This is a genomic window from Amycolatopsis kentuckyensis (assembly GCF_002155975.1).
Taxonomy (GTDB): domain Bacteria; phylum Actinomycetota; class Actinomycetes; order Mycobacteriales; family Pseudonocardiaceae; genus Amycolatopsis; species Amycolatopsis kentuckyensis.
The window spans coordinates 447-670 of the sequence record NZ_MUMI01000639.1; the positions used below are offsets into that span (position 1 = coordinate 447).

Below are 224 nucleotides of genomic sequence, written 5' to 3' on the forward strand. Positions count from 1 at the left end.
CGCGGGCACCGAACCCGCGCTCTCGCCGGGCAGGCCGACGCCGGTGCGCTGGCCGAGGCCGAACGACTTGAGCAGGTTCGCGTACCGCTCCTCGCCGATCTTCTGCGCCAGCAGCAGGGTGCCGATGTTCGACGACTTGGCGAAGATGCCGGTGGTGGTGAACGTCTGGGTGCCGTGCGTCCAGGCGTCGTGCACCGTCTTGTCGGCCACCTGCAGGGCGCCGG

Annotated in this window: 1 pseudogene (only partly in view); it reads right to left on the reverse strand. The window is 71.0% G+C overall.

Annotated features, from left to right (window positions below):
• A pseudogene (locus CCN39_RS44480) lies at positions 1 to 224 on the reverse strand (penicillin-binding transpeptidase domain-containing protein) (its annotated part extends 395 nt beyond the left edge of the window); the annotation flags it as partial.